General features: G+C 65.1%; 24 protein-coding genes and 1 pseudogene. 16 read left to right on the top strand and 9 right to left on the bottom strand.

From position 1 onward, the window contains the following. Window positions 1-30: 30 nt before the first annotated feature. Complete coding sequence (locus tag JF66_RS07375; protein ID WP_035876614.1) at window positions 31-867, top strand: carbon-nitrogen hydrolase family protein; 837 nt, start codon at window positions 31-33, stop codon at window positions 865-867. On the opposite strand, the gene JF66_RS07370 is transcribed toward JF66_RS07375, so the two are convergent. Next, on the bottom strand, window positions 864-1,250 hold the full coding sequence (locus JF66_RS07370) for an ATP-dependent DNA ligase (protein ID WP_231556338.1): 387 nt from the start codon (window positions 1,248-1,250) through the stop codon (window positions 864-866). The two genes, JF66_RS07375 and JF66_RS07370, sit on opposite strands and share 4 nt — an antisense overlap. Window positions 1,251-1,399: 149 nt before the next feature. Beyond that, on the bottom strand, window positions 1,400-2,401 hold the full coding sequence (locus JF66_RS07365) for an alpha/beta fold hydrolase (protein ID WP_051973250.1): 1,002 nt from the start codon (window positions 2,399-2,401) through the stop codon (window positions 1,400-1,402). 159 nt (window positions 2,402-2,560) lie between these two features. Between JF66_RS07365 and JF66_RS07360 the strand changes: the two genes are divergently transcribed. Continuing rightward, a complete protein-coding gene (locus JF66_RS07360) occupies window positions 2,561-3,637 on the top strand; it encodes an alkene reductase (RefSeq protein ID WP_035876613.1) in 1,077 nt (358 codons plus the stop codon). Here JF66_RS07360 and JF66_RS07355 read toward each other — a convergent pair. Continuing rightward, window positions 3,634-4,839, bottom strand: a complete 1,206-nt coding sequence (locus JF66_RS07355; RefSeq protein ID WP_035876611.1) for an aminotransferase class I/II-fold pyridoxal phosphate-dependent enzyme — start codon at window positions 4,837-4,839, stop codon at window positions 3,634-3,636. The genes JF66_RS07360 and JF66_RS07355 overlap by 4 nt on opposite strands. Window positions 4,840-4,978: 139 nt before the next feature. Here JF66_RS07355 and JF66_RS07350 point away from each other — a divergent pair, with 139 nt between their 5' ends. The 5 genes from JF66_RS07350 to JF66_RS07330 all read left to right on the top strand — a co-directional run bounded on the left by JF66_RS07350 (window position 4,979) and on the right by JF66_RS07330 (window position 10,888). Further along, entirely contained in the window at window positions 4,979-6,595 is a 1,617-nt protein-coding gene (locus JF66_RS07350) for a S1C family serine protease (protein ID WP_051973249.1), read from the top strand. A 239-nt stretch (window positions 6,596-6,834) separates the two neighbouring features. After that, complete coding sequence (locus tag JF66_RS07345; RefSeq protein WP_035876636.1) at window positions 6,835-7,878, top strand: glycosyltransferase family 2 protein; 1,044 nt, start codon at window positions 6,835-6,837, stop codon at window positions 7,876-7,878. A gap of 5 nt (window positions 7,879-7,883) precedes the next feature. Further along, on the top strand, window positions 7,884-8,693 hold the full coding sequence (locus JF66_RS07340) for a CDP-alcohol phosphatidyltransferase family protein (protein WP_035876634.1): 810 nt from the start codon (window positions 7,884-7,886) through the stop codon (window positions 8,691-8,693). Beyond that, entirely contained in the window at window positions 8,680-9,585 is a 906-nt protein-coding gene (locus tag JF66_RS07335; protein ID WP_051973248.1) for a glycosyltransferase family 2 protein, read from the top strand. The genes JF66_RS07340 and JF66_RS07335 overlap by 14 nt, the downstream gene beginning before the upstream one ends. A 25-nt stretch (window positions 9,586-9,610) precedes the next feature. Continuing rightward, entirely contained in the window at window positions 9,611-10,888 is a 1,278-nt protein-coding gene (locus tag JF66_RS07330) for a membrane protein (RefSeq protein WP_035876609.1), read from the top strand. 27 nt (window positions 10,889-10,915) lie between these two features. Here the strand turns inward: JF66_RS07330 and JF66_RS07325 are convergent, their stop codons facing one another. Then, entirely contained in the window at window positions 10,916-11,836 is a 921-nt protein-coding gene (locus tag JF66_RS07325) for a hypothetical protein (RefSeq protein WP_197059355.1), read from the bottom strand. An 86-nt stretch (window positions 11,837-11,922) separates the two neighbouring features. On the opposite strand from JF66_RS07325, the gene JF66_RS22185 reads away from it, so the two are divergent. Next, window positions 11,923-12,222: a helix-turn-helix domain-containing protein gene (locus tag JF66_RS22185; RefSeq protein ID WP_081882213.1), complete on the top strand. Its 300-nt coding sequence runs from the start codon at window positions 11,923-11,925 to the stop codon at window positions 12,220-12,222. On the opposite strand, the gene JF66_RS07315 is transcribed toward JF66_RS22185, so the two are convergent. The 3 genes from JF66_RS07315 to JF66_RS07305 all read right to left on the bottom strand — a co-directional run bounded on the left by JF66_RS07315 (window position 12,189) and on the right by JF66_RS07305 (window position 14,522). Continuing rightward, a complete protein-coding gene (locus JF66_RS07315; protein ID WP_035876606.1) occupies window positions 12,189-12,959 on the bottom strand; it encodes an ABC transporter ATP-binding protein in 771 nt (256 codons plus the stop codon). The genes JF66_RS22185 and JF66_RS07315 overlap by 34 nt on opposite strands. Beyond that, complete coding sequence (locus tag JF66_RS07310; RefSeq protein ID WP_231556337.1) at window positions 12,959-13,759, bottom strand: ABC transporter permease; 801 nt, start codon at window positions 13,757-13,759, stop codon at window positions 12,959-12,961. The genes JF66_RS07315 and JF66_RS07310 overlap by 1 nt, the downstream gene beginning before the upstream one ends. A 70-nt stretch (window positions 13,760-13,829) precedes the next feature. Next, window positions 13,830-14,522 carry an NTP transferase domain-containing protein gene (locus JF66_RS07305; RefSeq protein ID WP_035876604.1) on the bottom strand — a complete coding sequence of 231 codons (693 nt, stop codon included), beginning with the start codon at window positions 14,520-14,522 and terminating at the stop codon, window positions 13,830-13,832. A gap of 255 nt (window positions 14,523-14,777) precedes the next feature. Between JF66_RS07305 and JF66_RS25265 the strand changes: the two genes are divergently transcribed. From JF66_RS25265 to JF66_RS07290, 3 genes are read left to right on the top strand one after another with little or no spacing between them, the layout of a single operon-like run. Continuing rightward, entirely contained in the window at window positions 14,778-16,493 is a 1,716-nt protein-coding gene (locus JF66_RS25265; RefSeq protein WP_369797967.1) for an ATP-binding cassette domain-containing protein, read from the top strand. Beyond that, window positions 16,469-18,043 (top strand): hypothetical protein, encoded by a 1,575-nt coding sequence (locus tag JF66_RS07295; RefSeq protein WP_051973247.1) that lies wholly within the window; start codon window positions 16,469-16,471, stop codon window positions 18,041-18,043. The genes JF66_RS25265 and JF66_RS07295 overlap by 25 nt, the downstream gene beginning before the upstream one ends. Before the next feature lie 25 nt (window positions 18,044-18,068). Then, complete coding sequence (locus JF66_RS07290; RefSeq protein WP_156109687.1) at window positions 18,069-18,356, top strand: DUF3039 domain-containing protein; 288 nt, start codon at window positions 18,069-18,071, stop codon at window positions 18,354-18,356. Window positions 18,357-18,380: 24 nt separating this feature from the next. Here JF66_RS07290 and JF66_RS07285 read toward each other — a convergent pair whose 3' ends face one another. After that, window positions 18,381-19,715 carry a nicotinate phosphoribosyltransferase gene (locus JF66_RS07285; RefSeq protein WP_035876603.1) on the bottom strand — a complete coding sequence of 445 codons (1,335 nt, stop codon included), beginning with the start codon at window positions 19,713-19,715 and terminating at the stop codon, window positions 18,381-18,383. Between the two features lie 152 nt (window positions 19,716-19,867). On the opposite strand from JF66_RS07285, the gene JF66_RS07280 reads away from it, so the two are divergent. The 5 genes and pseudogenes from JF66_RS07280 (at window position 19,868) to JF66_RS07260 (ending at window position 23,400) form a co-directional block, all read left to right on the top strand. Beyond that, window positions 19,868-20,146 (top strand): SHOCT domain-containing protein, encoded by a 279-nt coding sequence (locus JF66_RS07280; protein WP_035876601.1) that lies wholly within the window; start codon window positions 19,868-19,870, stop codon window positions 20,144-20,146. Between the two features lie 66 nt (window positions 20,147-20,212). Continuing rightward, complete coding sequence (murI, locus tag JF66_RS07275; RefSeq protein ID WP_035876616.1) at window positions 20,213-21,082, top strand: glutamate racemase; 870 nt, start codon at window positions 20,213-20,215, stop codon at window positions 21,080-21,082. Further along, window positions 21,079-21,813: a ribonuclease PH gene (gene rph / locus JF66_RS07270; protein WP_035876599.1), complete on the top strand. Its 735-nt coding sequence runs from the start codon at window positions 21,079-21,081 to the stop codon at window positions 21,811-21,813. The genes murI and rph overlap by 4 nt, the downstream gene beginning before the upstream one ends. Before the next feature lie 4 nt (window positions 21,814-21,817). Beyond that, a pseudogene (gene rdgB / locus JF66_RS07265) lies at window positions 21,818-22,410 on the top strand (RdgB/HAM1 family non-canonical purine NTP pyrophosphatase). Between the two features lie 75 nt (window positions 22,411-22,485). Beyond that, window positions 22,486-23,400 (top strand): cation diffusion facilitator family transporter, encoded by a 915-nt coding sequence (locus tag JF66_RS07260; protein WP_035876598.1) that lies wholly within the window; start codon window positions 22,486-22,488, stop codon window positions 23,398-23,400. Between the two features lie 30 nt (window positions 23,401-23,430). Here the strand turns inward: JF66_RS07260 and JF66_RS07255 are convergent, their stop codons facing one another. Next, a complete protein-coding gene (locus tag JF66_RS07255; protein ID WP_197059357.1) occupies window positions 23,431-24,165 on the bottom strand; it encodes a DedA family protein in 735 nt (244 codons plus the stop codon). Window positions 24,166-24,283 lie beyond the last annotated feature (118 nt).

Raw genomic sequence — 24,283 nt, 5'->3', positions numbered from 1 at the left:
TCTGATGGGCTCGGAGGCTAGGCTGAGCGCATGAGCGCTGATGGACAACAAAACGCACCGGCCGCGACCGGCGTCGGTTTTGCCGTCGCGCAATTCTCTCCCGGAACGGACGAGGCAGCCAACCTTGCAGACATGCGTGCGCTCGCGGCCCTCGCCGCGGCACGTGGTGCCACGGTCGTCGTTTTTCCGGAGTATTCAGCCTTCTGCGAGGTGCCGTTGGGCGGTGCGTCCGTTGCCGCGGCGCAAGCTCTCGACGGATCTTTCGTGGGTGGCCTCCGCGATCTGGCGAGGGAGCTCGGGGTCTTCCTCGTCGCCGGCATGCTGGAGAAGACGTCCGATCCGCAGCGATTCGCGAACACCCTCGTCGCGGTCAGTCCCGGCGGACGCACCGTCGCGACGTATCGAAAGCTGCACCTCTACGACGCTTTTGGGGAGCAGGAATCTGAATGGGTCCAGGCCGGCGCAATTGAGAGCCCCGAAACCTTTGAGGTGCACGGCCTGAGGGTCGGGCTGCAGACGTGTTACGACATCCGTTTTCCCGAGGTGACGAGACGGCTGGTCGATGCCGGCGCCGACGTGGTGCTCGTCCCTGCCGAGTGGATGAGAGGTCCCCTGAAAGAACAACAGTGGCGCACCCTTCTCACCGCTCGCGCGCTCGAGAACACCATTTACGTGGTCGCCGCGGACCAGGCGCCGCCGATCGGCGTGGGGCAAAGCATGGTGGTCGATCCTATGGGCGTCGAGATCGTCACGATCGGTGAGGCGACCGACGTTGCCGTGGCGTGGGTCAGCCCGGCACGAATCTCCTCCGTGCGCGCGATCAACCCCGCACTGGCGCAGCGGCGTTTCGGTGTGGTCGAGCGCTAGCGCGGGGTCGCTTTCGTCGCGCGTGATGGTGCGGCCGTTCGAATGTTGGTTGATGGTTCCGAACGCAGGGACTTGTCGGGCTCGGCGTTGGATGTGTCCTCGCCCGTCACGATCAGTCCTTGGGAGCTGTTCGCCGATCGGGTGAGCTGGGCGACCCAATTCGGGTTGATGCTCGGGGGGTGTCCTCCACTGAACTTGAAGTACAGCGGAATCGCCGGGTGCATCCACGCGGAGCTGCGTCCGTCGCCCACGACAGCGGCATCCCGCCAGGATAGTAGGAAGCTTTCTCCACGCCGCAGCTTCTGAATGATCACGAGTTGGAGGTGAGCCAATACTCGATCGTCGAATTCGACCACTACTCGGTCGTACGTCAGAGAGCCCATGGTGTCGCTTCCGGTCATTGCGCGGGGGAGCCGGAACGGTGCGAGCGGCGCTGACACAGCATTTCTTGCCGGATTTCCCCAATTGTCCTCCGTTTGGGGGGCAGGAGCAAGGAAAGGGCGATGTTCCCGGCGCACTGGCAGCACCGACCCTAGGCGGGAAGAGACCTCAGAACGTCACACGGGCGTTCAATATGGCCGAAATGACCCGTGTCCGGCAGGGAGATGATCCGAAAATCTGCGAGCACGTCGTGCAGTCGGCGCGCGTCGCGTGTGGCAACGAACACGTCCCTGTCGCCGTGAGTTGCCCGCACCGGGCACTCGATTCGTTTCCAGGAGGCCGCTGCATCATAGGCTCCGGCCCGTGCGGACGCGATGCTGAATCCCGCGGGGCGCACCTCTTGCCCGAGCGCGTGGATGATGCTTGCGTGGATGCGAGCCGGGTGACGGAAGAGAGGAGCAACCAGCCCGCGCAACAGGGACGCCCGGGCGAGAAAGGCCACACAGGTGCGTCCCCACGTGCCGGTGAGGCGGAGCACTCGCATCACCTGCAGGAGTGACGCGTAGCCGGGCAACAGACCGAATCCGGCGAGCGGATGGCGCACGCTCTCGATGACGGAGAAGGTTGTGGCAGAGACCAGGCCCACTGAGACCGTCGCACGCGTTTCGGCGGCAGCCAACTGCAGGGCGATGAGCCCGCCCATGGAATGACCCACCACGCGCCAGCGGCGGTAACCCAGCGCGCGGGCGATATCGGCGACCGTGGCCGCCATTGTTTCGATCGTGAGGTGTGCCGGGTCGGCGGGAAGTGCGGTGTCTCCCCATCCCGGCAGATCGGGGATGACGAGGTCGGTCATCCGGGCAGCACTCGAATCGGGTTCGTCGGCGCGGAGCGCATCCGCCGCCGACAGGAGGGGCGTCCAGGTGGTCCACGAGCCCGCGGCCCCGTGAAGCAGGATGGTGGCGGTGTCGCTGCCTGTGCGTCGTCCGTGCCGCACGGCGACGGTGCCGATGCCGAGGCGCATCGAGCTTGTGGTCAGGCCGAAGCGGCGAGCATCGGCCTCGAGCGGAAACGGGCAATACTGCCGGCTCAGGACATCCGCCGTCAGCTGCGGCGAAGCGTGGCGGCCGGGGCGATGGGCGAGGACGGTCATAGCAGGGGTTCGTCGCGCTCGGCCTCGCGGATTGGTCAGGGGTCTCTTCCCGCGGTCTGCCGTATGTCGAGTGGATTCTCAGGGAGGAATACTCGGTGGAATGCCCCCGTTGTCATCGGAACGGCAGTGAAACCTGCCCGACAACGAAAAGAGTGACCAGTGAAATTGTTTTCCCCGACAACCCTCGGCGATCTGCACCTGACAAACCGTCTGGTCATGGCGCCCCTGACCCGCACCCGATCTGGCGCGGCAGGCGTGCCCGGTGAGATGGTGGCCGAGCACTACGCCCAGAGGGCCTCACTCGGACTGATCGTCACGGAGGGCACCTATCCGAGCCATGCCGGCCAGGGCTTTCCGGGCCAGCCCGGACTGGTGACGCCCGAGCAGATCGAGGGCTGGCGACGGGTCGCCGACGGTGTGCATGCCGCGGGCGGACAGATTGTCGCCCAGGTGATGCACGCGGGCCGCGTCACCCACGAGGCGACCACCGGAGGACGCACCGTCGTTGGTCCCAGCGCGATTGCCATCGACGGTCAGACCCACACCTACGAGGGAAAGCTGCCCTACCCCGTGCCCCACGCACTGGACTCGGACGAGCTGACCGGGGTGATCGAGGAATTCGTGCAGGCGTCCCGCAACGCGATCGCTGCGGGTCTCGACGGCGTGGAGATCCACTCGGCCAACGGCTACCTTCTTCATGAGTTCCTGTCGCCGGCATCCAACCAGCGTGAGGATGGCTACGGCGGCTCGCCCGCACACCGGGCTCGGTTCGTGGTGGAGGTTGTCACGGCGGTGGCGAATGCCATCGGTGCCGGCCGGGTCGGGCTTCGAATCTCCCCTGAGCACAACATCCAGGATGCCCTTGAGACCGATTCAGCGGATCTCACGGCTACGTACGGCGCGCTCGTGGACGCACTCGCGCCGCTCGGCCTCGCCTACCTCAGCGTGCTGCACGCCGAGCCGACGGGCACGCTTGTTCAGGAACTTCGCCGTCGTTTCGCCGGTTCGGTTCTGGTCAACAGCGGATTCAGTGAAATGACGACCCGCGCGGAAGCCGTGAGCCTGCTGGACGACGGACACGCGGAGGCCGTGGTGGTCGGACGTCCCGCGATCGCCAACCCCGATCTCGCCTACCGCTGGCAGGAAGATCTGCCGCTCAATGTGCCGAACGCGGCGACGTTCTACGGCGATGGACCGGAGGGCTACACGGACTACCCGGCCCTCGTTCGCGCCTAGGACGCTCGCGCGGAGAGCGCAGACAGTTGGGTGGCGGCCCGCTCGAGCACCTCGACCTTCTTGCAGTAGGCGAAGCGCACGAGCGGGGCGTAGTCCGCGCGGTAGCGCGGTGAGCAGAACGCGGTGACCGGCACGGTGACGACCCCGGCGAGCTCGGGTAGCACCCGGCAGAATTCCACACCGTCGGTATAGCCGAGATTCGTCGCATCGGCCACGATGAAATAGGAACCGCGCGGCTGGCTGATGCTGAACCCGGCCGTGGTGAGTCCCCGGGCGAGCACGTCGCGTTTGGCGCGAAGGTCCTGGGCGGTCGCGGTGTAGAAGGCGTCCGGAAGATCCAGCCCCACGGCGATGGCCGGTTGGAAGGGAGCGCCGTTCACGTAGGTGAGGAACTGCTTGACCGCCAGGATGGCCGTCACGAGAGCGGCCGGTGCGGTGAGCCAGCCCACCTTCCATCCGGTGAGACTGAAGGTTTTTCCACCGGACGAAATGGTGACGGTTCGCTCAGCGGCGCCCGGGAGGGTGCTGATGGGAATATGCGGTACCCCGAACGTGAGGTGCTCGTACACCTCGTCGGTGACGATGAGAGCATCGTGCCGGTGCGCCAGGTTCACGATCAGCTCGCGGGTCTCGCGGGAGAATACGGTTCCCGTGGGGTTATGCGGATCATTGACGACGATCAGCCGCGTTCGGTCCGTGACAGCGGCCCGAAGGAGATCGAGGTCGGGTTGAAAATCGGGGGACCGCAGCGGCACCGTGCGATGGACACCGCCACCGAGGGCGATCAACCCACCGTACGCGTCATAGAAAGGCTCAAACGTGACGACCTCGTCACCCGGTTCAAGAAGGGCGAGGATCGTGGCGGCCAGTGCCTCGGTGGCACCCGCCGTGACGAGCACCTCCGTGTCGGGATCGACGCTCAGACCGTAGAACCTGTGTTGGTGCCGGCTGATCGCCTGGCGCAGCTCGAGGGTGCCCCGACCCGGCGGATACTGGTTCACGCCGTCCGCAATCGCCCGTCGTGCGGCCTCGAGAACTTCGACCGGGCCGTCCTCGTCGGGAAACCCCTGCCCGAGGTTGATCGCTCCCGTTCGAACCGCGAGCGCGCTCATCTCGGCGAAGATGCTGGCGGTCACGGTGCCGTCCGCGGCGAGAAGTCCCGCACCAGCGGCCGTTCGGCGCCAGGCGCCCGAGATCGTCATCGTGTTTTCCCCATAAGTTCCAAACTACGACATCCTCTCGCTCAGCGACGAGCAGCAGGGTCATTGATTGCTCCCAGTCTGTCCATATCAAACGTTCAGGTTTGGGCGCAAAACTGGCGTTGCTTGGAAGGAGCACCCCATGACTGACAAAAACCAGGATTCCGGTCCCACGCCCGAACCCCACGACGAGACCGCTTCTTTCTCCGTGGACGGTTCCGGTGAGGCCGCGGCACCGCCGGCCACTCCCGTACCCGATGTGACTCCCGTATCCGACGTGACTCCCGTATCCGACGTGACTCCCGCACCCGACGCCAGCGCACAGCCTGACGCCACCGCACAGCCTGACCTCGCCGCATACCCGTCGTACCCTGCCGCACCGGCTACGACGGCCGCCGACAGGACTGCCACGGCGGCGTATCCGACGGATGCCTTCGGTCGACCCGTGCCGGCCACGCCTGCCGCCGAGCAGGACTACGCCACCGCCAATGGACAGTCGACCGCTCCCGGTGGACCGGCTCTGACGAAGGACTCAGCGCGGCGCCGCACCAGCGTGGGCCTCATCGCCGCGCTGGCCATCGCCGCGCTTGTCGGCGGAGCATCCGGCGCCGGCATCTACGCCCTCGTCGACTCCAACCAGAGCACGAGCGTGCCGGCCAACCAGTCTCAGGGCGCGAGCAACGTGGTCGTGAACAATACGGACAGCGTGAATGAGATCACCGCGGTGGCCGCTAAGGCCTCGCCGAGCGTCGTGACGATCGAGGTCGCCAGCGGCCAGAACGGCGGCACGGGTTCGGGTGTCATTCTCAGCGACGACGGTTATGTCCTCACCAACACCCACGTCGTCACCCTCGACGGTGCCGTCGGTGACGCCACGATCCAGGTAAAGGGCAACGACGGCAGGCTTTATGCCGCCACGGTCGTGGGCACCGATCCGATCTCCGACCTCGCGGTCATCAAACTCACGGATGCGAAGGGTCTTACCCCGATCCAATGGGCCGACTCGGGCAAGCTCAATGTCGGTGACACCGCCATTGCCATCGGCTCTCCGCTTGGCCTGGCCGGAACGGTCACCAACGGCATCGTGAGCGCCCTCAACCGCAGCATTACCGTGGCGTCATCGGCCGCGCCGACCACTCCGGACCAGACCACGCCCGACCAGGGCAACGGGGCTAACCCGTTCGACTTCTGGAACTTCGACATTCCCAACAAGGACGGCACGCAGCAGCCGGCGCCCCAGACCACGGGCAGCATCTCTCTGCCGGTGATCCAGACGGATGCCGCGATTAACCCCGGTAACTCGGGTGGTGCCCTGCTCAACAGCAAGGGCGAGCTGATCGGCATCAACGTGGCCATCGCTAATGCCGGTGGCAGCGGCTCGGGGTCGGCCGCCGGCAGTATCGGTGTGGGCTTCTCGATTCCATCGAACTTCGCGGAACGCATCTCCCAGGAAATCATCGCCGACGGCAAGGCGACGCACGGACTGCTTGGTGCGAGTGTGCAGGCGGCCACGAGCGATTCGGGCAGCACGACGGTGGGTGCGCTCATCAAGGACGTCTCGTCGGGCGGCGCCGCCGAGAAGGCGGGTCTGAAGTCCGGTGACGTGGTCACCAACTTCAACGGCATACCGATCACGGACCCCAATGACCTCACCGCCCAGGTGCGTGTGCTTCCGGCTGGGGGAACGGCGGATCTGACGTACATGCGAGGCGGCCAGTCGACCACGGTATCCGTCACGGTGGGCGAGCTCTCGAGCTGACGCAACCGCTCCTTCCAGTACCCCGTTGGGCAGTACCCCGTTGGGCAGTACCCCGTTGGGCAGTACCCCGTTGGGCAGTACACCCTCGGACAGAACCCCCTCGGACAGAACCCCCTCGGACAGAACCCCTGGGACAGTCCGAGGGGGTTCTGCGTGCAACCGCACACGGGGAGGGCCGGAGGCAAGGGTCGGATGATAAGCTGGGTCGCCTACCCAACTACCCGAAAGTGGGCCGCCGCGTGCGCCAGAGTGGTGACCAACTCCTGCCGGGGGTCTCATATGTGATGCCCGTGCTCAACGAGGTGACGCATGTGCGTGCCGCCGTCGTCAGCCTTCTGCAGCAGGACTACACGGGTCCCTTCGAGGTGACCCTCGCGCTCGGGCCCAGCATCGACGGCACGACCGAGCTGGTCGAGGAGATGGCGGCCGTCGATTCCCGGATTCGGATCGTCCCGAATGACGTGGGGTCGACCCCGGCCGGACTCAATACCGCGATTCGGGCGTCGCGCTATGCGGTCGTCATCCGGGTCGATGCCCATTCCGTCCTGCCTCCGAATTACGCTCGGGTCGCGGTGGAGACCCTGGAGCGAACCGGTGCCGATAACGTGGGTGGCATCATGGATGCCCGGGGAATCAGCCCGTTCGAGAAGGCCGTCTCCCGGGCATATGGCGCGCGCATTGGGCTCGGCGGCACCCCGCACCATGTCGGTGGCACGGAAGGCGCAGCCGAGACGGTCTACCTCGGCTGTTTTCGTACCGAGAGCATCCTCGCGGTCGGACTGTTCGATGAAGGCGTCAAGCGCGGCCAGGACTGGGACCTCAATCGTCGCCTCCGCGAAGCCGGGGGAACGGTCTGGTTCACACCCGCGCTTCGGGTGGTCTACCGCCCCCGGTCGAGCCTGACGAAGCTGGGTCGCCAGATGCTGTCGACGGGCCTGTGGCGCGGTGAGCTGGCGCGCCGGTACCCGGCGGCCAACGGCATCCGCTATTTCATCCCGCCCCTCATGGTGTTGGCCGTCGCCGTCGGCATTCTGCTCGGCCTTGCCGGCATCGGCCAGGCACTGTACGGCACCGCACCGTGGTTGTTGCTCGGCTTCGTCGCCCCCGCGGGGTATCTGGCCATCGTCATCGGGGCCACCGTCGCGGTCGCCCGGCCCGATGGTTTTCGTGCCGTCCTGAACTTTCTCGTAGTCTTGCCGTGCATTCACTTCTGCTGGGGCATCGGATTCGTTCTTGGATTCCTCAAGCTCACCAGCAACATCACGGCACACACGGGAAGATAACAATGATGCAAGCCTCACCCGGATTCGCGCGGCCCACCTCGATCGCCGAGTTGCGCAGGGTGGCCCAGCCGCCGGAGGTGCGACTGCGCGCCAACGCGGAGCACTGGACGGCCAGCCTGTACCTGCGAGACATCTCTCCGTACATCACCTGGATGCTCCTGAAGACGCGCATCTCGGCCAACGGCGTCACGGGTTTGATGATCCTCGTGGGATGGTCCACGGCCGCAGCGCTGCTCATCCCCGGGATCTGGGGTGCGCTTCTGGCCCTGATCCTCGGACAGCTGCAAATGCTGATCGACTGCTGCGACGGTGAGGTTGCGCGCTGGCGCCGCACGTCGTCTCCGGCCGGCGTCTTCCTTGACAAGGTCGGTCACTACTCCACCGAATCGCTCATTCCGATCGCGCTCGGCTTTCGTGCGGCGGCCTACCCGATTGAGGCCCCAGCCGATTTTCTCTGGACCAGTCTGGCCTTGCTTCTCGCCCTGATCATCGTGCTGAACAAAGCGCTCAACGACATGGTGCATGTCGCGCGGGCCAATGCCGGCCTCACCAAACTGGCCGACACTCAGGGGGAAAAAGCCCCGACCTCGAGCCTCCTGAAGCGTGTTCGCCGGCTCGCTCGGTTCCTGCCCTTCCACCGCCTTTACCACTCCGTCGAGCTCACCATGGTGATCTTCGTGGCCGCGCTCGTCGGCCTGGTAGCCGGGGAGCCGCTGGTCGACCGGGTGCTGCTCGCCGCACTGGTACCGCTGGCCTTCCTGTCCCTGATCGGGCACTTCGTGGCGATCATGGCTTCCAAACGTGTCCGTTCCTAGTTCGACGGGCAGTGGCGCTCCGGCGTCGACCCCGACCGTCGGTGTTGTACTGCTCACCCAGGGCACGCGCCCGGTTGAACTGTCCCGCGGTATCGACAGCCTGCTGGCGCAGGAGGGTGTGCTTCTGGACGTGGTCTGCGTGGGCAACGGTTGGCAACCCACCGGCCTGCCCAGCGATGTGAAGTCCCTGGGTCTGCCGACCAACCTCGGTATCCCTGCGGGGCGCAACCGCGGTGTGTCCCACGTGACGGGTGAATTCCTCTTCTTTCTGGACGATGACGCCAGCATTCCCGATCCGCGCTTTCTGCTCGACGCCATTGCCACGTTGCGGGCAGATCCCTCGATCGGTCTGCTGCAGCCTCGCGTGGTCGACCCCGCCGGACTCGGGTCACCGCGGCGCTGGGTGCCCCGAATCCGCAAGGGAGAAGCAACGGATTCCGGTCCGGTCTTCTCCGTGTGGGAAGGTGCCGTCCTGATGCCCCGTGCGGTCTTCGACGCCACCGGCGGGTGGGCTGAGCCGTTCTTCTACGCCCATGAGGGCATCGAACTGGCCTGGCGAGTCTGGGACCAGGGTTTGCGGGCGTGGTACGCGGGCGATCTGGAGGCCAATCATCCATTCATGCATCCCACCCGACATGCTGAGTACTACCGCCTGAACGCACGAAATCGGGTCTGGCTGGCGCGACGGAACCTGCCGGCCTGGCTGGTGCCGGTTTACGTCGGATCCTGGACTCTCATTCAGCTCGTGCGCTGGCGCCGCGATGGCCCGGCTCTCCGCGCCTGGTTCGGTGGCTGGCGTGAGGGGTGGCGGAGCGACCCGGGGGAGCGGCGCGTGCTGTCGGCGAGGACCGTCTGGCGGATGTCCGTGGCCGGCCGCCCGCCGATCGTCTGACGCCAGCGGAGGGTATTCTTAGAGAGTGGGTATTCAGAAAGACGTCAGGCGCGCAGTCAAGTTGGTCAAGGACGTCACGGCGTCCCGCAAAGCGCAGAAGTTACTCACCGGCCGCCTCGCCGTCCGTGACGCGCTGCCGAAAGGCCGTTTCAGGATCGCGGTCTATTTTGCCGATGGGCCCGTCAACATGTACCAGCTGCGTCAGTGGTACAAACCGCTGGCGAAGCTGGCAGAGACCTGGCCGGTCCTGCTGCTCAGCCGGACCGGCGGCGGAACGCTCAAGCTCATGCAGGAATCACCCCTGCCGGTCGCCTACGTGCAGCGGGTGTCCGATCTGGAACGGGTCATCGCGGAGCAAGACATTCGCATCGTCTTCTATGTCAATCAGAACCCACGCAACTTCCAGATGATGCGCTACGGACGCATGTGGCACGTTTTCATCAATCACGGTGAGAGCGACAAGATGTACATGGTCACGAACCAGTTCAAGGCTTACGATTACTCCCTGGTGGCCGGAGAAGCAGCACTGGCCAGGCTGAACCGGGTCTTGTGGGACTTCGACTTCGACAAACGCGCGATCACCATCGGACGCCCCCAAGCCGACCACTTTTCCGGACCGCTCCCGTACACACCTGACAAACGTCAGGTTGTGCTCTACGCTCCCACGTGGGAAGGCGACCGTCCGGCTGCGGCATACGGCTCGGTGGCGACCCACGGGGTCGCACTGGTCACGGCACTTCTGACCACCGGGCAGCACCGTGTCATTTACCGGCCGCACCCGCGGAGCGGCGTCGTCGACCACGACTACGCGGCGGCCAACAAGCGCATCATCGCGGCCCTTGCCACGGCTAATGCACGTGATCCTGACGCCCACCATGTCGTCGACACGGGTCCCGATCTGGGATGGCAGCTCTCCGCTGCCGACGTGGCCATCGTCGATATTTCGGCCATGGTCTACGACCGGCTCGCTGCGGGAAAGCCGCTGATGATCACCCGTCCGGTTAACCCAGCCGCACTGATCGACACGAGCGGCTATCTGTCGGACTGTGAATGGGTCACTGCGTCGGATGCCCCCGATATTGCGGAGTTGCTGACCGCGTTGGCGAACAACCGAACGGCATCGGCCCGCCTCAACGCCTGGGTCACGCACTACTTCGGCGACACGACTCCGGGAGCGTCCACGACGCGCTTCCACGCCGCCGTGCAGGGACTGATGTCCGAGTGGGAACGCCACGCGGCCCGACACGCGTCCGACGCTGCCTTCGATCAGACCGATCCCGTTCGGGATCCCACCCACGACTGACCTGCACGAGTGACCGGACGGCGGCGCTCAGGCGTTGATCGGGGGTGCTGCCTGGTCCGTTGGATCGGGTGCCGCGACCGATGCTCCACGCCTTCGGCCGCCCGGGAGCAGGGCGCGGGTCCCGGAGCCGAATCGACTCAGGGAGCGCGTGGCTCGATCCGACACCGATCGGGCCACTCGAAACCTGTCAGGCACGCTCGTCAGCCGAATGGTCGGTTCGAGTTCCGAACGCAGAATGAGAGGGGCCGGACCGAAGGCGAGCCGTGAGGAGTGGACCACCCGGGTGCCGAGCAGGTGATTGCCGGTGCCGCCGATGACCGCACCGATCCCGAAGGGGAGGGCTTTGCCGATCAGGCTCGCACCGCCCTTGGCTGCGAACTGGCGGATGAAGACCGATTTGAGCTTGTCCGTGAGCGGTCCGATGATCGTACGCGGCAGGCTCGTGGTGATCAACTCGCCCCAGTAGGCCGTTCGGGCCGTGCCGCCGCCCGTGAACTGCCCGGCCAGCTGGCGCACGAGGTCCGAGCCCTCCCGGCCGAGCATCATGGTCATCACGAGTGCTCTGGCTCGGTCGGGGTCGTCGACGGTCAGTCCGTGTACTTCACTCACGGACTGGGCGAACAGCGCGGTGGCTTCAAGAAAGCCCGCCGTTTCCACTCCGGAGAGGGCGAGTGTGATTCCCGTTCCGACGCCCGGGATGACGGCGCTGGCCCCGACGAAGGCGCCTCCGGTGGTGACCGCCGTGAGGTAACGTCGCTCGAGAACGCGAACGATCTCTTCGGGGGTTGCCCGCGGGTTGTGCCGGCGGATTGCCCGGATGTGCGCGAGGACCACCGGGCGATGAATCGCCAGTAGGCGGTCAAACCCGCGCACGAATCCGTCCGGAAGTTGTCCGCCGTGCGGGGTCCCGCCCGTTGACGAGGCGAGCGGTACCGGTGACCTGGCCACGGCGGACCTCCTTCGCTGTTGACTTCGAGCTTACGTGCCCCACGCGGGGTCTGGTAAAGGCGCGGCGGCTCCACTAGACAGGGTCTATGCCTGATGTCACCTCAGAAGCCAGCCGACTCCTCGGGCTTCGACTTCGCGAGCGACGCCTCGCGCTCTCCCTTAACCAGGAGGCCGTTGCCCTGGCTGCCGGGCTGAACGTGTCCAATTATGCGCGGATCGATCGCGGCCATGGGAATCCGACATTCCACACGTTGGTTCGCCTCGCCGTGGTTCTCGACGTCGACCTGAGCGAGCTGCTCGCCGGCCTGAATTCCGCTCTGCTTCCGCACCGCGGGACCGACGTGCGGATGTCTCAGGCGGGCTTGATGCCGTATTCGGCGTTGTAGCGCTCCAACACATCCTGAATGGGACCGTCGAGGATCAGCGCACCCTTGTCGAGGTAGAGGGCTCTTGTACAGAATCGCCGGAGATCTCGCTCGTTGTGGGACACGATGAACAGGGTGCGTCCCCCGGCGAGGAGTTCCTCGATGCGGCGGTAGCACTTCTCTCGAAAAGCCTTGTCGCCCACTGCGAGCACCTCGTCAACTAAGATGATCGGCTCCTCGAGCCGCGAGATCACGGCGAAGGCGATCCGTACCTTCATGCCGCTGGAGAGATGCTTGTAGGGGGTATCGATGAAGTCGCCGATTTCCGCGAACTCGATGATCTCGTCGAAGCGGGAATCGACCTCTTTGCGCGTCATGCCGTGCAGTCCGGCGGTCAGGTAGACGTTGTCCCGAACGCTCAGGTCATCGACGAAACCGCCCGTGATCTCGATCAGGGGGGCGACGCCCTCCGTGACGTGCACGACGCCCTCGTCGGGAAGGACCACACCCGTCACGAGCTTGAGGAGCGTGGATTTCCCCTGCCCGTTGCGTCCGACCACTCCGATCGCTTCGCCGCGATGCACGGAGAATGACACGTGCTGCAGCGCCCAGAACTCTCCCGGACGACTCCGGCGACGTCGGGCGGCGAAGAGGTCTTTGAAATTCCTGCGCCCGCGCCGGTTGCGGCGGAATCGGATGCCGACATCCGTCAGGCAAATGACCGGAGCCGTCGGAACACTGACGTGGTTCGCGGCCACTAGATCTCCTTCAACACGGCGCGCTCCGTGCGCGAAAACACGAACAGGCCGCCGACGAGAAAGGCCAGGGACAGGATCGCGCTCATACCCACGGCGAACCAATCCAGCTGGTCGGGGAAGAAAGCGGATCGGTAGAGGCTGAAGATTCCGCTGAGAGGGTTGAAGGCCGCCCAGAAATGTAGGTTCGCCGGCAGATCCGCGGTGCTGTAAATGATCGGCGAGGCGTAGAACAAGAATCGCAGGATGAGTTTGATGGCGCGTTCCAGGTCACGGAAGAAGACAACGAGGGGCGCGATCAGCAGACCGACACCCGCTGTGAGAACGACTTGCAGAAGGATGGCGAGGGGAAAGAACAGGGCATCGGGGTTGATTTCCGCGCCATAGACCACTGCGAAAAGCACTAACACTGGGATCGAAGCGAGAAACTCGATTCCCTTGGAGAGCACGAGTCGGTTGACCCAGATCGTGCGGGGAATCCGGGTGGAGCGGATCAGTTTCGCTTCACGCAGAAACGCGCGGGTGCAATCAGAGATGGCGCCGTTGAACCACATCCACGGCAGGAGTGCTGACAAGAGGAAGACGATATAGGGGCTGGCGCCCACGTCTTTCTGAAAGACCTGGGTGAACACGAACCAGTAAATCCCGGCCATCACCAGCGGGTCCAGAACAGACCAGAAGTAGCCGAGAACGGACGTGGAGTATCGAACACGCAGGTCGCGCCGGGTCAACAGCCACAGGGAATGCCAATAAAGCGCAAACGGGGTGCGCTGTTGCGGACGCACCTGGGCGAAACTACTCACGCGCTCTATCGTAGGTGAGCGAATGCGGCCGTCGGTTCACGGCGCATCCGCTCACGAATCACGTGAGGGCCTAAACGAACAGGTTGGCGCGCTCGAGGTCTTCGGCGAAGTCCACCTCGACGGCGTAGAAGTCGGAGATGTTGACCGGCTCCACGAGCATGCTGTTCTTCTCGATCGCGAGTTCGATTCCGCGTTCGAAGTAGTCCTGGTCGCCGACCTTGGCAAGCTGGCGCATGAGAACGGCCTTGTCGGCGCCGGAGACGTAGTTGATGCCGACGGCTTCGCCCAGACCGTTCTTCACGGTCTTGGAGAGCTCCTTGATGTATCCCTCGGCGCTCGTCGTGTACTTGACCTCTTCATCGGACACCTTGTCGGTGTTGACGGTTACAAATGACTGGTCGCGGGCCATCATGGCCGCGGCGCGGTCGAGAATCGCGGGGTCGAAGACGACGTCGCCATTCATCCACAGCACTCCGCCGGTCGCCGATGCCTGAAGTGCGCGCAGCAGGCTCTTCGACGTGTTCGTCTGGTCGTACTCCTCGTTGTACACGAAGGATGCGTGCGGGAACGCTTCGATGATGTGCTCAAGCTTGTAGCCGACAACGATGGTGACCTGGGCTGCACTGCCGAAGGCGTGGTCGATGTTGTCGAACTGCTGCTGCATGATCGTGCGACCGTCGTTGAGTTCGGTCAGCGGCTTCGGAAGCGAGCGGCCGAGTCGGCTGCCCATTCCGGCCGCCAGAATAACTATTTGGGTAGTCACGATTATCTCCTCAAGAGTGGATTGGGCTGTGCCCGAGCGCCTCTTTTGTGAAGAGTTTGCCGAGGGTTCACCCACAAGTTTCTGTAAAGACACACCGTTATGCCACTCTCACCATAACCTGTGAGCCCCCGAATGGGGAAGACTGTGCCCACTTGGGGCCGTTTCGTGACAAACCATCGGGCTTTTTCCGGATCATATTTCGGCCAATCACCTCCTGACACCGCGCTGCCAGATTGACCTTGGTAGGTTAGCGGGGTGACCACTGCCCCGCCCAACTCCGAGCCCGAGGGGCAGTCGTCAGACCTGCGTGTCGGCGATACAGATTCTGTCGCGTCCTCGTCGTCTTCCGAGGGTCTTCGGCCCACGGCCGCCAAGCCAGCGACGGTGCGCACCTCGCCCGTGCGCAAACCGGCAGCAGCCCGGACGACAGCGGCGCGAACGAGGCCCGTTGGATCCGCGGTGCCTGAATCGGCGGCGACGAGATCGACCGCGGCTGCACCGGGGCAGCGCAAACCGGCCGCCGTCAAGAAAAGTGCGTCGCCGGCCACGTCATCGTCCGGCGCGTCCACATCCGGTGCCTCCACGTCCGGCACGGAGCGGAGCGTGGATTCCTCTGGCTCGAGCTCGGACGCCGCGGTCGCGGGGCACGGACGCGCTGCTGCTCGCCCTCCGGGCACATCCCGCACCGCAAAACCCGCGGCCGCGAAGCCTGCCGGGTCGCAGGCCGCCACCAAGGGAACAAGTGCCGCTCGATCTGCCGCCGCCACGAAGGCGGCGGCGACTCGCCGAGCCAACGCAGCACGGACGGCAGCAGCGAAGGCCGCTGCGGCGCAGACCGCTGCCACCCGGACTGCGGCGACCACGACTGCCGCCGAGTCGGCGTCAGCAACCGAAGCCAGCGCCCCGGAGGGTGCTGTATCGAGCACGACGACTGCTTCACCTGAGTCGAAGACTGTTCCTCAGACGAAGACTGTTCCTCAGACGACGACTCTTCCCGAGCCGACGACTGTCGCGGAGGTGCAGACTGGCCTGGCGCCGCCAGTCCCCGAACCCCAGACGGTCCCCGAACCCCAGACGGTCCCCGCACACAAGACGGTCCCCGCACCCCAGACGAACGCCGAGCGGGGCTCGCCATCCGGGCCTCGTCCTCGAAGCACACGCGCCCCCCGCATTTCACCGACGGTTGCATCGCCTCGCGGATCCTCCGACGCTCCGGTCCTGCTCTCGGCGGTAGGGCTGTCCAAGCGCTTCGGTCAGAATGTTGCCGTATCCGGGATTGACCTTGAGGTACGAGCCGGTTCCTTCTTCGGTATCGTCGGTCCCAACGGGGCCGGTAAGACAACGACCCTGTCGATGATTACCGGACTACTGAGACCGGACGGCGGTTCCGTCGAGGTGAATGGCATCGATGTTTGGCGCAAGTCCCGCGAGGCTAAGAAGGGGATCGGTGTTCTTCCGGACCGCCTTCGACTCTTCGACCGGCTGACGGGCTCACAGCTCCTCTATTACGCCGGCATCCTCCGCGGACTGGACAACGAGACCGTGCGCAAGCGGTCCGCGGATCTGGTGAGTGCCTTCGGCCTCGAGGATGCCCTTGGCCGACTCGTCGCCGATTATTCCGCCGGCATGACCAAGAAGATTGCGCTCGCGTGCGCCATGATCCATTCGCCGCGGTTGCTCGTTCTTGACGAGCCCTTTGAATCCGTTGACCCCGTTTCGGCCGTTACGGTGACCGAGATTCTTCAGAAGTATGTGGCCGCCGGCGGCACGGTCGTTCTCTCCAGCCACGGCATGGATATGATCCAACGCGTATGCGACAACGTGGCGATCATCGTGCGGGGCACGGTGCTGGCTTCCGGCACGATCGACGAGGTGCGTGGCGAGCAGAGTCTCGAGGACCGCTTCGTGGAGCTGGCCGGCGGGCGCGAGGTTGCGGAGGGTATGGAGTGGTTGCACAGTTTCTCGAACTAAAGCTGCGACTGCTGTCCAATCACTTCCGCCGCAGTCCGCTCCAGGTGGTGGGCGTCGTGGCGGGAATGGCCTACGCGCTTGCCATGTCCATTGTGCTTGTCGTGGCGCTTATCGGCCTGCGCTCCGCCGGCGACATCACCTTGACGCGTGACGCGTTGACGGTTGCGGGATCGATTGTCGTTCTGGGGTTCTTCGTCATGCCCCTGATTGTGGGCTCCGAAGACAGCATGGAACCCCGCAAGTTTGCTTTGCTCGGGCTGGCAAACAGGGACCTGTCGGTCGGGCTGTTGCTCGCCGGCGTTCTGGGCGTGCCTGCCATCGCGCTTGCGCTTGTGCTGCTGGGAACGGTCGCCACGTGGTCTCGTGGGGTCATGGAAACGCTCGTGGCGCTCGTGGCCGCGGCGTTCACATTCGCGACCTGTGTCATCCTCGCGCGGCTCAGTATGGCGTGGGGCGCGCTCCTGCTGTCCACGCGGCGCTCTCGTGAATTCACGGGGATCGGCGGCATCGTCCTGCTGATCGTGCTCGCCCCCGTCGTGCTTCTGGCGCTCAATACAAACTGGGGCCGCAGCGGACGCGGTGTGCTCGGAGAGGTGGGAGAAATCCTGAGTTGGACGCCCCTCGGAGCGGCGTCCGCAGCACCGGGGGACGCCGCGACCGGCTTCTGGGTGTCTGCACTGCTCAAGCTGCTCATCGCCGGCGGGACAGTGTTCGTGTTGTGGCTGGCCTGGCAGGCGACTGTGGCTCGAATGCTGGTTACTCCCGGGCGGGCCCCAGCCGTGCGGAATAACGGTGGACTCGGGTGGTTTGACCGCTTGCCGCACAATGCCATCGGAGTCATCGCCGCCCGCAGCTTCACCTATTGGGGACGTGACTCCCGGTACTGGGTTTCCCTGATGATCATTCCGGTCGTGCCGATCATCGCAGTGCTTCCCCTGGCCATTGCCGGGGTGCCCACGCACTGGCTGGCCCTCATTCCTGTGCCGCTGATGTGCGTCTTTCTGGGGTGGGCGATGCACAACGATGTTGCCTATGACAGCACGGCGATCTGGCTGCACGTGGCATCGGGCACTCGGGGCTTCGCGGATCGAATCGGTCGGCTGCTGCCCGCGCTCGCGCTGGGAATCCCCCTGATTGGGCTCGGATCTGCGCTCAGTATCTATGTCTATGACGCCTGGGCCGTGCTGCCGTCCATGCTCGGCGTGAGCACATGTCTTTTTCTCGCCGGACTGGGCGTATCGAGTTTCACCTCGACACGGTACCCGTATCCGGTTACCAAGCCCGGCGACAGTCCCTTTGCCCAGCCGCAGGCCCCCGAAACCTCGTCGGCGTTCACGCAGAGCATGGCCTTCGTCGGCCCCATCGTCCTCACGCTCCCGGCCCTCGCCTTCGCTGTTCTGGGCTTCACGGGAGACCCCGCCGGGCATACGCTGGCACTGACCACGGGAGTGGGGGTCGGCCTGCTTGCGGTGATCGTCGGGGTGTGGATGGGGGGTCGTGCCTTCGAGCACCGTGGCCCCGACATGCTTGCCTCGGCCCTTCGCGCGTGAACCCGTCACGGATTACACTGGTTTCATGACTGATATCGTCCGCGCGAGCATTGCAGAACCAGGCCAGCCCGGTGGGGGGACGTCCACTCTCGACCGCGAGCTGGAGGAACTGCTCAACCAGGAGCAAATCGAGCCCGGCGACCATGAGCGCTTTTCGCACTACGTTCCAAAGGACAAGATTCTCGAGTCGGCGATCACCGGCAAGCCGGTCAAGGCCCTCTGCGGCAAGAAATGGCTTCCGGGTCGCGACCCCGAGAAATTTCCCGTGTGTCCGACCTGCAAGGCCATCTACGAAAAGATGAAAGACAAGTAGCCTCGAGCCCGTGCGGGCCGATGCTCAGCGGTAGATCGTCGGAATGACGGCTTCGCCGCGACCGAGGCGGAAGGCTTCGATCGGCAGCTCGTGCATGGCCGTGGCATTGTGAGCCCGTGCTCGCGTTGTGCCATCAGGTCCCATGTACCGCTCGTCGAACACACCCGCCGTGATCAGCGGCACCAACAGCGGTCGATCGGTGCCGGTTCCGCCGTCGCCGCTGAGGGGCGCCGGGATCTCGGCGGAGGGCCCCGCGCCGAGCAGCACGATTTCCTCCCGCGCGGTCCCGTGCGTGTCGAGTCGACGGACCGCGTTCTTGCGGCCACCGATCGACATTTTGGCGGTGGACGTCTTCGCGACGGGGACCCACTCGTCGGTCGGACTCTTGTGGGCGACGAGCTTGTACACGAGCCCTGCGGCGGGCTCCCCGGAGCCGGTGACGACGGATGTCCCCACCCCGAAGGCATCGACGGGTGAGGCGGACAGGGCTGCGATCGCGAACTCGTCGAGGTCGCTCGTGACCGTGATCGTGGTGTTGACCGCGCCCAGCGCATCAAGCTGGGCGCGAGCCGCTGCCACCACGGTAGGCAGGTCGCCGGAGTCGATTCGGATCGCGCCGAGCCGGGGGCCCGCCACGGCGACGGCGAGGGCAATCCCTTGTGGCACGTTGTAGGTGTCCACAAGCAGAGTGGTACCGGGGCCGAAAGCGTCCACCTGGGCGCGGAAGGCATCCTCTTCGCTGTCATGGAGCAGCACGAAGGAGTGCGCGGCCGTTCCCATGGTGGGGATTCCCCACGTACGCCCGGCCTCCAGGCTGCTCGTGGCTGCGAAACCCGCGATATAGGCCGCCCGGGCCGCTGCCACGGCCGAGTATTCGCCCGTTCTGCGCGAGCCCATTTCCGCGATGGGGCGCCCCAGACTCACCGAAACCATCCGCGCCGCCGCGCTGGCGACCGACGTGTCGTAGTTGAGCACGCTGAGAATGATGGTCTCAAGCACGACTCCCTCCGCGAAGCTGCTCTCGACCTGAAGCAGCGGAGATCCCGGGAAGTAGGCGTCGCCCTCCTGATAACCCCAGATGCTGCCGCTGAAGGAATAGTCCGCCAGAAAATCGAGGGTGGGTCGACGCACGACCGCATTGTCCTCAAGCCAGCTGAGTTCGGCGTCTCCGAACCGGAACTGACGAATGAGTTCCAGGAGCCGCCCGGTGCCGCCGACGATTCCGTAGCGGCGGCCTGTCGGCAGTCGACGGGCGAAGGCCTCGAAGATGCACTCCAGATCGGCGCGCCCGCTGTGAATGGCGGCGTCGACCATCGTGAGTTCGTAGCGGTCTGTGCGAAAAGCTGAGGACTGGGTCACGCGGAAAGCCTATCCGCCCGCCGTGACCGTGAGCTGCCGGTTCGCCGCGTTCGTCCCTGTTCGCGACGCCGTGCCGGGGGTACCATCTCTGCGAGAGGGGGCAGCGGGCAGTCCCGACGACCACGCCGCTGCGGCCCGGTGAGGAGCGTCCCATGATGTGGGGATACGGCGGGAATGTCGGCGGAATGTGGTTGCTCGGAGTGCTGACCCTGGTGGGAATCGCTCTGCTCGTGGTGCTTCTGGTGAGGGTCTTCGGTGGGAATGCGACCGGTGGCGACCCGCGCCGGGATGGTGGGACTTCCGAAGCGAACCTCCCGGCCGCGCCGGTCCGGAGCCGGGCTCTCCAGATTCTTGACGAGCGATTCGCATCGGGTGAGATCACCGCCGACCAGTATCGGGAGCAGGTGCGGATACTGGGGGAGGGGAGATGACCGATCGAGGGAGCCTCAGCTCTCGCTGACACGGTCGACGCCGCGCGGCGACTAGGCTTGATCCTCGTGACCGACGCACCGATAGGAATCTTTGACTCCGGAGTGGGGGGCCTCACTGTCGCCCGGGCGATCAAGGACCAATTGCCCAACGAATCACTGCTCTACATCGGTGACACGGCCAACTCGCCCTATGGGCCGAAGAAGATTGCCGATGTGCGGGGATTCGCCCTCGACGTGCTCGACGACCTGGTCGCGCAGGATGTCAAGCTCATCGTGATTGCCTGCAACACCGCCTCTGCCGCCATGCTTCGGGATGCCAGGGAGCGGTACAGCGTGCCGGTTATCGAGGTCATCCAACCCGCCGTGCGCCGAGCGGTGGGCACGACACGCAACAAGCGTGTCGGAGTCATCGGCACGGCCGGCACGGTCAACTCACGCGCCTACAACGATGCGTTCGCCGCGGCCACGGACATCACCCTGTTCAGCCAGGCCTGCCCGCGGTTCGTGGAGTTCGTCGAAGCCGGTGTGACGTCCGGCCCCGAGGTGCTGGACGTTGCCGAGGAATACCTGGCCCCCCTGCGCGACGCGGATATCGACACACTCGTGCTCGGGTGCACGCACTACCCGTTTCTTCGCGGGGCGATCTCTTATGTCATGGGCGACTCCGTGACCCTGGTTTCGAGCGACACGGAGACCGCGAACGACGTGTATCGGGTGCTGGTCAGCCAGGGACTTGAGCGTCATGTTCGGAGCGCCCCGACGTATCGCTACGAAGCCACCGGCGCGAGTGCCGATGACTTCCTGCACCTCGCCCATCGACTGCTCGGGCCGGAGATATCCCGGGTCAACCTGATCGAGACGGGCTCCCTCAGCCTCGGCGACCTCAACGAGTTCGCCGCACTCCAGCACCCATCCATTTCCAAGGAGAACCTGTGACTGACACTCTGCGCATCGACGGACGCGCCAACGACGAACTGCGGCCCATCACCATCGAACGCGGCTGGAGCGATCAGGCCGAGGGCTCAGCCTTGATTTCCTATGGGCGCACCCGCGTGCTCTGCACGGCCTCGTTCACCAACGGCGTCCCCCGTTGGATGGCGGGCAAGGGTAAGGGCTGGGTGACGGCGGAATATTCAATGCTGCCCCGATCCACCAACTCCCGTATGGACCGCGAATCTGTCAAGGGTAAGGTCGGCGGGCGCACGCATGAGATCAGCCGTCTGGTCGGTCGTAGTCTTCGCGCCGTCGTCGACATGAAGGCCCTGGGCGAAAACACGATCGTGCTGGACTGCGATGTGCTGCAGGCCGATGGCGGCACGCGCACAGCAGCCATCACGGGAGCCTACGTGGCACTCGCGGACGCGCTGGCCTGGGGCCGGGACAAGAAGTTCATCGCTCAGAAGGCACAGCCGCTCACCGACAGCGTGTCCGCGGTGTCCGTCGGCATCATCGGAGGTGTGCCGATGCTCGACCTCGCGTACACGGAGGACGTCCGTGCTGACACCGACATGAATGTGGTCGTCACGGGCCGCGGAAAGTTCGTCGAAGTGCAGGGAACGGCGGAAGCCGCACCCTTCGACCGGAGTGAGCTGGATACTCTGCTGGATCTGGCGTTGGGCGGGGCGATCACGCTCACCGAGTTCCAGAACGCGGCGCTGGAGGCCTGAGACCGTGCAGATCGTCCTGGCGACCCACAATCAGCACAAGGTTGACGAGCTGCGGCGCATTCTCGAACCAGAGCTTCCCGGTGTGGAGGTCATCGCCTATGACGGACCGGAACCCATCGAAGACGGTGCGACATTCACCGAGAACGCACTGATCAAGCGCGCGCGGCGGCCGCTCACACCGGTCTGCCCGCCATTGCCGATGATTCCGGCATATGCGTCGACGTCCTGGGAGGTTCCCCCGGAATATTCTCCGCGCGCTGGGCCGGGCCGAACCGAGACGCCGGCGAGAACCTCCAGCTGTTGCTCTGGCAGGTGAGCGACATCGCCGACGATTTGCGGGGCGCCCACTTCACCTGTGCTGCCGCCCTCGCTCTTCCCGACGGCACGGAGCGATCCGTCGTGGCCGAGTGGCATGGTCAGCTCCTGCACGAGCCGAACGGTGTCAATGGGTTCGGTTACGATCCCATTTTCCTTCCCGACGGGTACGCCATTTCGGCCGCCGAGCTCTCGGGCCATGTGAAGAACCAGGTCAGTCATCGAGCGATGGCATTCGAAGCCCTGATCCCTCTTATTCGCGAGTCGGTGAGCGCGCCGTAGCCAGGTGAGAACGCCACTCATTCCCAATTAGGCCGTCGGCTGGTTTTCAGCCCTCGGCGCCTCTAACGTGGAGGAATGGGTCACGATCACGCGCACGGGGCGGGATCCAACCGCACCCGGTTGTCCCTCACGATCGGCATCATCGGGCTGGTCCTCGTCGTCGAGGTCATCGGGGCCTGGGTCACGGGTTCGCTCGCGCTGCTCGCCGATGCGGGTCACATGCTCTCCGACCTGTTCGGACTCCTGGTCGCTCTGACGGCCACGATCGTGGCGGCACGGCCGGCCACCGACCGGCAAACGTTCGGTTATCAGCGGGCCGAGGTCTTCGGGGCGTTGATCAACGGATTGATCCTTCTGGGAGTCGGCGCTGTCGTCGTGGTCGGCGCCGTGTCCCGGCTGCTGCATCCGGTGGACACCGAGGTGCTGGCGGGCCCGATGCTCGTGGTGGCACTGGTCGGCCTCATTGCCAACGTCGCCGGGATCCTGCTGCTTCGGCCGTCAGCGGGCCGGTCCATCAACATGCGCGGAGCCTACCTGGAGGTTCTCGGGGACACCCTCGGCTCGATAGCCGTCATTGTTGCCGCAACCGTCATCCTGTTCACGGGCTACGCACCGGCGGATGCCATCGCGTCGCTGGTCATTGCGGCGATGATCATGCCCCGAGCATTCGTCCTGCTCCGCGATGTCGTCCGGGTCTTCAGCGAGTCGGCTCCGGCCGACACGGACGTGGCTGAGATCCGCCGGCACCTGCTCGGGGCCCCGGGAGTGGTCGCCGTGCACGACGTGCACGTGTGGGCCATCACGAGCGGGGCTCACGTCTTCACGGCGCATATCGTGGTTGCTCCCGCCGTGCTCGACGGAGGGGGTGCCGGAGTGCTCCTGGACGAACTGTCAGAGTGCCTGGAACAACACTTTGATGTTGAGCATTCAACATTTCAGCTGGAACCCGCCGAACACGCCGAGCACGGGCACGATCACCTGCACCCCTGATGCACGGCGACCTGCCCCAGCGGGGCTGCGTCAGGTCTCGTGACGACCGTCGTGGTTGGTCGTGAACGTCTCGGGGTCGAGCACGAGGCGACCATGGGCGACCGGGCCTGACCGAGCGGCGCGTCGGGCCTTTACGGTGGACTGAACATAATGAAAGACCGTCGGGATGAGGGTGATGAAAACAGCCCCCAGCAGGATGAGGTCAATATAGCGCTTCACAAAGTCGGCAACCGGCGGAATGTACCCGAGGAAGTACCCGGCGAAGGTCAGCCCGGCGCCCCAGAGAAGCGCGCCGATCAGGTTGTACAGCGAGTACTTGCGGTAATCCATGCGGCCGACGCCGGCCGCGACCGGTGCGAAGGTGCGCACGATGGGCACGAAACGGGCCACGATCACCGCGACGCCGCCGAAACGTACGAAGAACGCGTTGGTGCGCTCGACGTTTTTGATGCTGAACAAGCCGGATTCCTTGCGTTCAAACACGTGCGGCCCGAACTTATGCCCGATGAGGTAGCCGACTTCGCCGCCCAGGAAGGCGGCAAAGCCGATGGCTAGAGCGACCCACCAGATGTCGAGTGTGATCACGCCTGCAGCGGGAAAGGCCAGGAGTCCCGTGATCACCAGAAGGGTGTCTCCCGGCAGCAGGAATCCGACCAGCAGGCCGGTCTCGGCGAACACGATTGCGCACACGACCAGCAATGCCCACGGCCCGGCCGAATTGATGATCTGAGTCGGGTCGAGCCAGGGAATCAGGGCGGTATGAATCACGGGTGATTGCTCCAGGAGGCGGGGGCCGGATAACACCGGATGCTGTGGCACAGAATACCGCTTTTAGCCGAAAAATCACCGTGTGGTGAACCCCCGATCCCGGGGGGATACGGCG

This window comes from Cryobacterium sp. MLB-32 (assembly GCF_000738085.1).
GTDB lineage: Bacteria > Actinomycetota > Actinomycetes > Actinomycetales > Microbacteriaceae > Cryobacterium.
This window is presented reverse-complemented; position numbering and strand designations above follow the sequence as displayed.

Bases quoted from the DNA above. Each gene is read 5' to 3' on its own strand.
- JF66_RS07370 (WP_231556338.1), bottom strand. From the start codon at position 1,250: ATGGGCTCTCTGACGTACGACCGAGTAGTGGTCGAATTCGACGATCGA.
- JF66_RS07375 (WP_035876614.1), top strand. From the start codon at position 31: ATGAGCGCTGATGGACAACAAAACGCACCGGCCGCGACCGGCGTCGGT.
- JF66_RS07340 (WP_035876634.1), top strand. From the start codon at position 7,884: ATGCAAGCCTCACCCGGATTCGCGCGGCCCACCTCGATCGCCGAGTTG.
- JF66_RS22185 (WP_081882213.1), top strand. From the start codon at position 11,923: ATGCCTGATGTCACCTCAGAAGCCAGCCGACTCCTCGGGCTTCGACTT.
- JF66_RS07290 (WP_156109687.1), top strand. From the start codon at position 18,069: ATGACTGATATCGTCCGCGCGAGCATTGCAGAACCAGGCCAGCCCGGT.
- JF66_RS07260 (WP_035876598.1), top strand. From the start codon at position 22,486: ATGGGTCACGATCACGCGCACGGGGCGGGATCCAACCGCACCCGGTTG.
- JF66_RS07350 (WP_051973249.1), top strand. From the start codon at position 4,979: ATGACTGACAAAAACCAGGATTCCGGTCCCACGCCCGAACCCCACGAC.
- JF66_RS07355 (WP_035876611.1), bottom strand. From the start codon at position 4,839: ATGACGATCTCGGGCGCCTGGCGCCGAACGGCCGCTGGTGCGGGACTT.
- JF66_RS07280 (WP_035876601.1), top strand. From the start codon at position 19,868: ATGATGTGGGGATACGGCGGGAATGTCGGCGGAATGTGGTTGCTCGGA.
- JF66_RS07365 (WP_051973250.1), bottom strand. From the start codon at position 2,401: ATGACCGTCCTCGCCCATCGCCCCGGCCGCCACGCTTCGCCGCAGCTG.